Here is an 8,790-nt window from a genome sequence, read left to right as displayed (position 1 = left end):
CATGTACAACAAACTGTCTTGCACCAATGGCTGATGCTTTGAACAAATCATTCGGTCTTAAAGTTGGTACAATGACTACAGTTCACGGTTACACTGGTGACCAAATGACTCTTGACGCACCACACCGTAAAGGTGACTTCCGTCGCGCACGTGCTGCTGCTGAAAACATCGTTCCTAACTCAACTGGTGCTGCTAAAGCTATCGGTCTTGTTATCCCAGAATTGAACGGTAAACTTCAAGGTCATGCTCAACGTGTACCAGTTCCAACTGGATCACTTACTGAACTTGTTTCAGTTCTTGACAAAAAAGTAACTGCTGAAGAAGTTAACGCTGCTATGCAAGCTGCTGCAACTGAATCATTCGGTTACAACACTGACCCAATCGTTTCACGCGATATCGTAGGTATCTCATTCGGTTCATTGTTTGACGCAACTCAAACAGAAGTAACTGAAGCAGCTGACGGTACTCAATTGGTTAAAACTGTTTCATGGTACGACAACGAAATGTCTTACACTTCACAACTTGTTCGTACTCTTGAATACTTCGCAAAAATTGCTAAATAATCAATGAGTTAGCTGAAGAAGAGAGGATTCGTTCCTCTCTTTTTTTATTTCTCTTAAATATGCTGAATTACTCAAGACATAGTAGTAGGGGAGCTGAAGGACAAATTCTATTGATTTAACTACCTCTTTTACAGGTTTTGTGATATAATTAGCATGTATAAAAAAATATAAGGAGTCCTATCAATGGCTAAATTGACTGTTAAAGACGTTGATTTGAAAGGTAAAAAAGTTCTTGTCCGTGTTGACTTTAACGTACCTTTGAAAGATGGCGTTATCACTAATGACAACCGTATTTCTGCGGCTCTTCCAACAATCAAGTACATCATCGAACAAGGTGGTCGTGCAATTCTTTTCTCTCACCTTGGACGTGTTAAAGAAGAAGCTGATAAAGAAGGTAAATCTCTTGCTCCAGTAGCAGCTGATTTGGCAGCTAAACTTGGTCAAGAAGTTGTCTTCCCTGGTGTTACACGTGGTGCTGAACTTGAAGAAGCTATCAACAACCTTAAAGATGGTGAAGTTCTTCTTGTTGAAAACACTCGTTTTGAAGACGTTGACGGTAAAAAAGAATCTAAAAACGATCCAGAACTTGGTAAATACTGGGCTTCACTTGGTGACGGAATCTTCGTTAACGATGCATTCGGTACTGCACACCGTTCACACGCATCTAACGTAGGTATCTCTGCAAACGTTGAAAAAGCTGTTGCAGGTTTCCTTCTTGAAAACGAAATTGCATACATCCAAGAAGCTGTTGAAAACCCAGTTCGTCCATTTATCGCGATTCTTGGTGGTTCAAAAGTTTCAGATAAAATCGGTGTTATCGAAAACTTGTTGAAAAAAGCTGATAAAGTTCTTATCGGTGGTGGTATGACTTACACATTCCTTAAAGCACAAGGTATCGAAATCGGTAACTCACTTGTTGAAGAAGACAAACTTGAAGTTGCTAAAGAACTTTTGGCTAAAGCTAACGGTAAATTGATCTTGCCAGTTGACTCAAAAGAAGCTAATGCTTTTGCTGATTACACTGAAGTTAAAGATACTGAAGGTGCAGCTGTAGATGCTGGATTCCTTGGTCTCGACATCGGTCCTAAATCAATCGCTAAATTCGATGAAGAATTGACTGGTGCTAAAACAGTTGTTTGGAACGGACCTATGGGTGTGTTCGAAAACCCTGATTTCCAAGCTGGTACAATCGGTGTAATGGACGCTATTGTTAAACAACCAGGCGTTAAATCAATCATCGGTGGTGGTGACTCAGCTGCTGCAGCTATCAACCTTGGTCGTGCAGACAAATTCTCATGGATCTCTACTGGTGGTGGTGCATCTATGGAACTTCTTGAAGGTAAAGTACTTCCAGGTCTTGCTGCATTGACTGAAAAATAATTCTCATTATTGAGAAACAAAAGAGCCCAAAGGGCTCTTTTTTATTTTTGATAAATTAAAATTGAGTAATAGTGGGAGAAGGCGATTTAGTAAACGTATTCACATCTAGCGAAAACGATTTAAACTGTGTTAAAATAAAGGAAAAAAATTTGGTTGTGAGTTATGAAATATCTAAAAAATCTTTTGTCGAATTATAAATTTGATCCGAGTAAGTTTAAGTTAGGGATGCGAACGCTTAAGACAGGCTTATCTGTTTTTCTTGTTCTTTTATTATTTCATTTATTTGGTTGGGAAGGGCTGCAGATTGGAACGCTGACGGCTGTTTTCAGCTTACGTGAAAGTTTAGATAAAAGTGTGCACTTTGGCTTTTCACGTATAGTTGGTAACAGTGTCGGAGGTTTTTTATCTTTGCTCTTCTTTTTAATTAATCAATTTTTCCATAATCAATTTTGGGTAACTTTGATATTTGTTCCTGTATTTACTATGTTAGGAATCATGATTAATGTTTCAATTAATAATAAGGCAGGAATTATTGGCGGAACATCAGCGCTTTTGATTATTACTCTATCAATTCCTGCTGGTGATACGATTTTATATGTTTTTGCAAGAGTATTTGAAACTTTTTGTGGTGTCTTTGTAGCTATTCTTGTTAATTCTGATGTAGACATGGTTCGCGAGTGGTTGAAAAATAAAAATGAAAAAAATTAGGTTTTAATGTTATATTTTCTGACATATGGGGTTGACAGTTTAGAATTTTCAGACTATAATAATTATCGGAAGGAGGTCATCATGAAAGAAAAAGAACTCAGACGTTCCATGGCGGTTTTTCCCATTGGGACAGTAATGAAATTGACCGATTTAACAGCACGTCAGATTCGTTATTATGAGGATCAAGGGTTGATAACCCCAGAACGTACTTCAGGTAACCGTCGTATGTTTTCGTTAAATGATATGGATCGATTGCTTGAAATTAAAGATTTCCTTGACGAGGGGCTAAATATTGCAGCTATTAAGCGAGAATACGCTGATAGACAAGATAAAGCACTTCAAAAGCAGAAGTCTTTAACAGATGCTGATGTTCGTCGAATCTTACAAGATGAACTCCGAAACCAAGGCCGTTTTTCGGCCCCATCACAGTACATTAGCAATTGGCGTATCTAAAAATAAGCGCCGCTCGGTTATTTCGGTTTTAAAAGGAGACCTAAATTCATGACTATTACAGCAGCTGACATCCGTCGCGAAGTCAAAGAAAAAAATGTTACATTTTTACGCTTGATGTTCTCAGATATCGCTGGAACATTGAAAAACGTAGAAATCCCAGCAACTGATGAACAACTTGACAAAGTATTGTCAAACAAAGCAATGTTTGATGGATCTTCAATCGAAGGTTTTGTACGTATCAACGAATCTGATATGTTCTTACACCCAGATCTTGATACATGGACAGTATTCCCTTGGGGTGGTGAAAATGGTGCTGTTGCAGGTTTGATCTGTGATATCTACACTGCTGAAGGTGAACCATTCGCAGGTGACCCACGTGGTAACTTGAAACGTGCACTTCGTCACATGGAAAAAGTTGGTTTCAAATCATTTAACCTTGGTCCAGAACCAGAATTCTTCTTGTTCAAATTGGATGAAAAAGGTGAACCAACTCTTGAAGTAAACGACCGCGGTGGTTACTTTGACCTTGCACCAACTGACCTTGCAGATAACACTCGTCGTGAAATCGTTAATGTTTTGACTGAAATGGGATTTGAAGTTGAAGCAAGTCACCACGAAGTTGCGATTGGTCAACACGAAATTGACTTTAAATATGCTGATGTTTTGAAAGCTTGTGATAACATTCAAATTTTCAAACTTGTTGTTAAAACAATTGCTCGTAAACACGGTCTTTATGCTACATTCATGGCTAAACCTAAATTTGGTATCAACGGTTCAGGTATGCACTGCAACATGTCATTGTTTGACTACGATGGAAATAATGCATTCTTTGATACTGAAGATCCAAAAGGTATGCAATTGTCTGAAACAGCATATTACTTCCTTGGCGGTTTGATGAAACACGCTTATAACTACACTGCAATCATGAACCCAACTGTAAACTCATACAAACGTTTGGTTCCTGGTTATGAAGCACCAGTTTACATCGCATGGGCTGGACGTAACCGTTCACCACTTATCCGCGTACCTGCATCACGTGGAATGGGTACTCGTTTGGAACTTCGTTCAGTTGACCCAACTGCTAACCCATATCTTGCTCTTGCAGTTCTTCTTGAAGCAGGTCTTGATGGTATTGAAAACAAAATTGAAGCTCCAGCTCCAGTTGAATCAAATATCTACATCATGACTCAAGAAGAACGTAAAGAAGCTGGTATCCGTGATCTTCCATCAACATTGCACAATGCCGTTAAAGCTTTGCAAGAAGATGAAGTAGTTAAAGCTGCTCTTGGAAATCACATCTTTACAAACTTTGTGGAAGCTAAGAAAATTGAATGGTCAAGCTATGCGGCCTTTGTTTCACAATGGGAAATTGACAACTATCTAGATCTTTACTAAGAAGTAGTAGTAAGTAAGACAGCTTCTAGCTGTCTTTTTTTTTTCCAAAAAATACCACATTCTAAATAGAAAGTTTAAATAAGAGCTATTCTAATTAGAGAGAATGTGGTATAATGTGAAGTAAATATTCTGAATAATTAGACTATTTTAGTCTATTTTAGACTATTTGTATTAATGATAGGAGTAAGAGCTATGAATGAAAGTGCTTTGAGGGCGCAGCAGACAACGCTTTGGGATCCGTCTTTTGAATCGGATGCTTGTGGGATGGGGTTTGTTGCTCAACTCGATGGTGAAGCAAGTCATACTTTGATTGAATATGCCTTGACAATGTTGACACGTATGAATCACCGTGGTGGTACAGGAGCTGAACCTGATACTGGTGATGGTGCCGGAATGTTGCTTGCTTTACCAGATGAATTTTTCCAATTAAAAGCAAAAGAAGCAGGTTATGATTTACCTAAAAAAGGTGACTACGCTGTTGCGCAACTCTTTTTACCTCAAGATACTGAGGCTAAAGACAGTCTTTTAGAAGCAGTTAAAGCAGAAATTAAATCAGCTGGTTTCCATGTTTTGATGACTCGTGATGTGCCATTCAATTATGACAATTGTGGTCCAGCGGCACAAGAAATTATGCCAAGTTTTGTACAAGTTTTTGTTAAAAAACCTGATGATACTAAAGCTGGTCGTGATTTTGAAGACAAATTGTTCCGCTTGCGTCGTCAACTTGAAAAGAGCTTTTCATCTGATGAATTTTTCATCTGTTCTCTTTCAAGCAAAACAATTGTGTACAAAGGGATGCTTCATGCCTTCCAAGTTGGTCTTTTTTATCCTGACTTGCAAGATGAACATTTCAAATCACACATTGCATTGACACACTCTCGTTTCTCTACAAATACTTTCCCATCTTGGGATCGTGCACAACCATTCCGTTTCTTGGCTCACAATGGTGAAATTAATACACTTCGTGGTGCAGAAAACTGGATGCACAGTCACCAGATTGAAGTTTATAATGAAGAAAACTCAGATTCTGCCAAGTTGGAAAACTGTTTAGAGTATCTTTATCGCAATGGCCGTGATATTCCACAAAGTTTATTGATGATGGTGCCAGAAGCTTGGGGTGATGAATCAGGTCTTCCTGATGATCTTAAAGCATTTTATGAATATGCATCAAGTTTTGTGGCTCCGTGGGATGGTCCAGCTGCTCTTGTCTTTACAGATGGTGATATGGTTGGTGCTCGTTTGGACCGTAATGGTTTGCGTCCTAGCCGTTATTCATTGACAAAAGATAACTTCTTAATCTGTTCTAGTGAATCAGGTGTTGTTGATCTTGAACCAAGTCGCGTTATTGAAAAAGGTGTACTTGGTCCTGGTAATATGATGTTGATTGATACAACTTCTGGTAAATTGATGCGTAATGAAGAAGTGAAAGCTTATTATGCTGCACAACACCCATATAAAGAGTGGGTAGAAGAAAACATTGCACATCTTAATGATTTTGAAGCTTCAGAATTAAATCAAGAAACAAATGACATTGAAACAGTGTGGAAAGCTTACGGATATAATGAAGAAGTTATTCGTACTGTTATTCTTCCAATGTCTGAAAAAGGTGAAGAACCAGTTATTTCTATGGGATTTGATAGCCCACTAGCAGTTCTTTCTAATAAGAGTCAATCTCTTTTCACTTTCTTTAAACAACAATTCGCCCAAGTTACAAACCCACCAATCGATGCGATTCGTGAACAAATTGTCGTTTCAACAAGTGTTTACCTCGGTGGTGATGGTAACTTCAAAGCTGATGGTGCTGATAACTGTGTCAAAGTTAAAATTGATAGTCCAGTTCTTTCAAGCGAAGATTTTGCCAAAATCGCTAACTTGCAAGACGAACGTTATCGTGCAACAACTCTCTCAACAGTTTATGATGTGGTTGAACCATCACATAATCGTTTGCAACGTGCGTTAGAAAATCTTTTCAAAGCGGCTGAAAAAGCTGTTGATAATGGCAGCAAGATTATTATCCTTTCAGACCGCAATGTTAAAGAAAACCAAACAACTATTCCAATGCTTTTAGCTGTTTCTGGTTTGAATAACTACATGGTTGTTAAAGGGAAAGCTAGCCAATTCTCAATTGTTGTTGATACGGCAGAAGCTATTGAAGTTCACCATTTTGCAACTTTAGTTGGTTATGGTGCTGCTGCTGTTCATCCTTATGGTGCTTATGCAACATTGAAAGAATATGGAAAAGATGCAACTGCCTTTGAAAAATATCGTAAAGCAGCTGAAAAAGGTATTGTTAAAGTTATGAGTCGTATGGGGATTTCTACAATCCTTGGTTATAAAGGAGCACAATTGTTTGAAGCAGTTGGACTTTCAGACTCTGTTGTTAATAAATACTTTACAGGTACTGTAACTCGTATTGGTGGATTGTCACTTGACCAAATTGAAAAAGAATATCTTCAACGTATGGAAGATGCATTTGGTCCTCGTCGTGGTGATTATCTTCAAAGTGGCGGTATTTATCAATTTAAAGCAGATGGTGAATATCACCTCTTCAATCCACATACTATTTATAATTTCCAACAAGCTGTTCGCAAAGGTGACTACAAACTCTTTAAAGAATACACAGCTGAATTGGATAAAGAAGCTTTAGCAACTCCAACAACACTTCGTTCAATCTGGGAATTTAAATCAGATCGTCCAAAAGTTGACCTTTCTGAGGTCGAACCAGCTGAAACAATCGTTAAACGTTTCAAAGTTGGTGCCATGAGTTTTGGTTCACTTTCTAAAGAAGCACACGAAACAATTGCTGAAGCAATGAACTCAATCGGAGCTAAATCAAACTCTGGTGAAGGTGGCGAAAACCGCAATCGTTTCAAAGTACAACCAGATGGTCGTAACTTGAATTCTAAGATTAAACAAGTCGCTTCAGGACGTTTTGGTGTTAATGCTGAATACCTTATGTCTGCTGAAGAAATCCAAATCAAGTTGGCACAAGGTGCTAAACCTGGTGAAGGTGGACAATTGCCTGGTCAAAAAGTCTTCCCATGGGTTGCTGAAATTCGTGGTGCAACGCCTGGTGTACGTTTGATTTCACCACCACCTCACCATGATATCTACTCAATTGAAGATTTGGCACAATTGATTTATGACCTTAAAGCTATCAATCCTTATGCTAAAATCAATGTTAAATTGGTTTCAAGTACTGGTGTTGGTACAATCGCTACAGGTTGTGTAAAAGCTGGTGCTGATAAGGTTGTTATTTCTGGTTATGATGGTGGTACCGGAGCTTCTCCACGTAACTCTGTCCGTGATGCTGGTCTTCCATGGGAAATGGGCTTGGCTGAAGCACATCAAACATTGTCACTTAACCGTCTCCGTCAACGTATGACACTTGAAACAGATGGTAAATTGATGACTGGTCGTGATGTTGCTATTGCTACACTTCTTGGTGCAGAAGAATATTCATTTGCAAGTTTGACATTGATTTCTATCGGTTGTGTCATGATGCGTGTATGTTCTCTTAATACTTGTCCGGTTGGTGTTGCAACACAAAATCCAGAACTTCGTAAACATTTTGCTGGTAAACCTGAACATGTTATTAACATGATGATGTTCATGGCAGAAGAATTGCGTGAATACATGGCTGAACTTGGTTTCCGTTCTGTTGATGAAATGGTTGGTCACTCAGAAATCTTGAAAGCAAAATTCATTCCAAAAGGAAAAGCTAAATCACTTGATTTCTCTCGTATGCTCGGAACTGCTTATCCAATTGAACGTAAAACTGAAGATCCATTTGCTGAAGCACGTCAATGGAAAGAATTGGATGGATTTGCCAAAGCTGCTGTTGACAACGGTGCAAGTGTAACAGTTAAAGAAACAATTAATAACGTTCAACGTGCTGTTGGTGCTCGCATGGCAGGTTGGATGGCTGAACGTTACGGTAACTATTCAGTTGAACCTGGTTTGATTAAATACGAATACACTGGTATTGCTGGACAATCATTTGCAAGCTTCATTACTCAAGGTATGGAATTGACATTGATTGGTGAAGCTAATGACTATATTGCGAAATCAATGTCAGGTGGACGTTTGATTGTTAAACCACCACATGATGCAGCCTATGATATCGAAAATTCACCAATTGTAGGTAACGTTGCTCTATTTGGTGCTGTTAAAGGTGAAGCTTACTTTGCTGGTCGCGCTGGTGAACGTTTCTGTGTTCGTAACTCAGGTGCAAAAGTTGTTGTTGAAGGTGTAGGAGCCCACGGTTGTGAATATATGACAGGTGGTGTTG

General features: G+C 38.7%; 6 protein-coding genes. All 6 read left to right on the top strand.

Annotated features, from left to right (window positions below):
* Positions 1-563 (top strand): type I glyceraldehyde-3-phosphate dehydrogenase (locus B4D49_RS04335; protein WP_414717956.1); only part of this gene is annotated, 563 nt, incomplete at its 5' end.
* A gap of 183 nt (positions 564-746) precedes the next feature.
* Complete coding sequence (locus B4D49_RS04330) at positions 747-1,943, top strand: phosphoglycerate kinase (protein WP_132869847.1); 1,197 nt, start codon at positions 747-749, stop codon at positions 1,941-1,943.
* 162 nt (positions 1,944-2,105) lie between these two features.
* Entirely contained in the window at positions 2,106-2,651 is a 546-nt protein-coding gene (locus B4D49_RS04325; protein ID WP_199543374.1) for an FUSC family protein, read from the top strand.
* 81 nt (positions 2,652-2,732) lie between these two features.
* Positions 2,733-3,104 carry a MerR family transcriptional regulator gene (locus B4D49_RS04320; RefSeq protein ID WP_015695674.1) on the top strand — a complete coding sequence of 124 codons (372 nt, stop codon included), beginning with the start codon at positions 2,733-2,735 and terminating at the stop codon, positions 3,102-3,104.
* Between the two features lie 48 nt (positions 3,105-3,152).
* A complete protein-coding gene (gene glnA, locus B4D49_RS04315; protein ID WP_132868911.1) occupies positions 3,153-4,499 on the top strand; it encodes a type I glutamate--ammonia ligase in 1,347 nt (448 codons plus the stop codon).
* 192 nt (positions 4,500-4,691) lie between these two features.
* On the top strand, positions 4,692-8,790 hold a 4,099-nt coding region (gene gltB, locus B4D49_RS04310), incomplete at its 3' end, for a glutamate synthase large subunit (RefSeq protein ID WP_286783360.1).

This window comes from Streptococcus sp. UBA4344, from assembly GCF_002393675.1.
Lineage (GTDB): Bacteria > Bacillota > Bacilli > Lactobacillales > Streptococcaceae > Streptococcus > Streptococcus vicugnae.
This window is presented reverse-complemented; position numbering and strand designations above follow the sequence as displayed.

What these genes read in the sequence shown, in the direction of transcription:
- B4D49_RS04330 (WP_132869847.1), top strand. Translation starts at nt 747, where the DNA reads ATGGCTAAATTGACTGTTAAAGACGTTGATTTGAAAGGTAAAAAAGTT.
- B4D49_RS04325 (WP_199543374.1), top strand. Translation starts at nt 2,106, where the DNA reads ATGAAATATCTAAAAAATCTTTTGTCGAATTATAAATTTGATCCGAGT.
- B4D49_RS04320 (WP_015695674.1), top strand. Translation starts at nt 2,733, where the DNA reads ATGAAAGAAAAAGAACTCAGACGTTCCATGGCGGTTTTTCCCATTGGG.
- glnA (WP_132868911.1), top strand. Translation starts at nt 3,153, where the DNA reads ATGACTATTACAGCAGCTGACATCCGTCGCGAAGTCAAAGAAAAAAAT.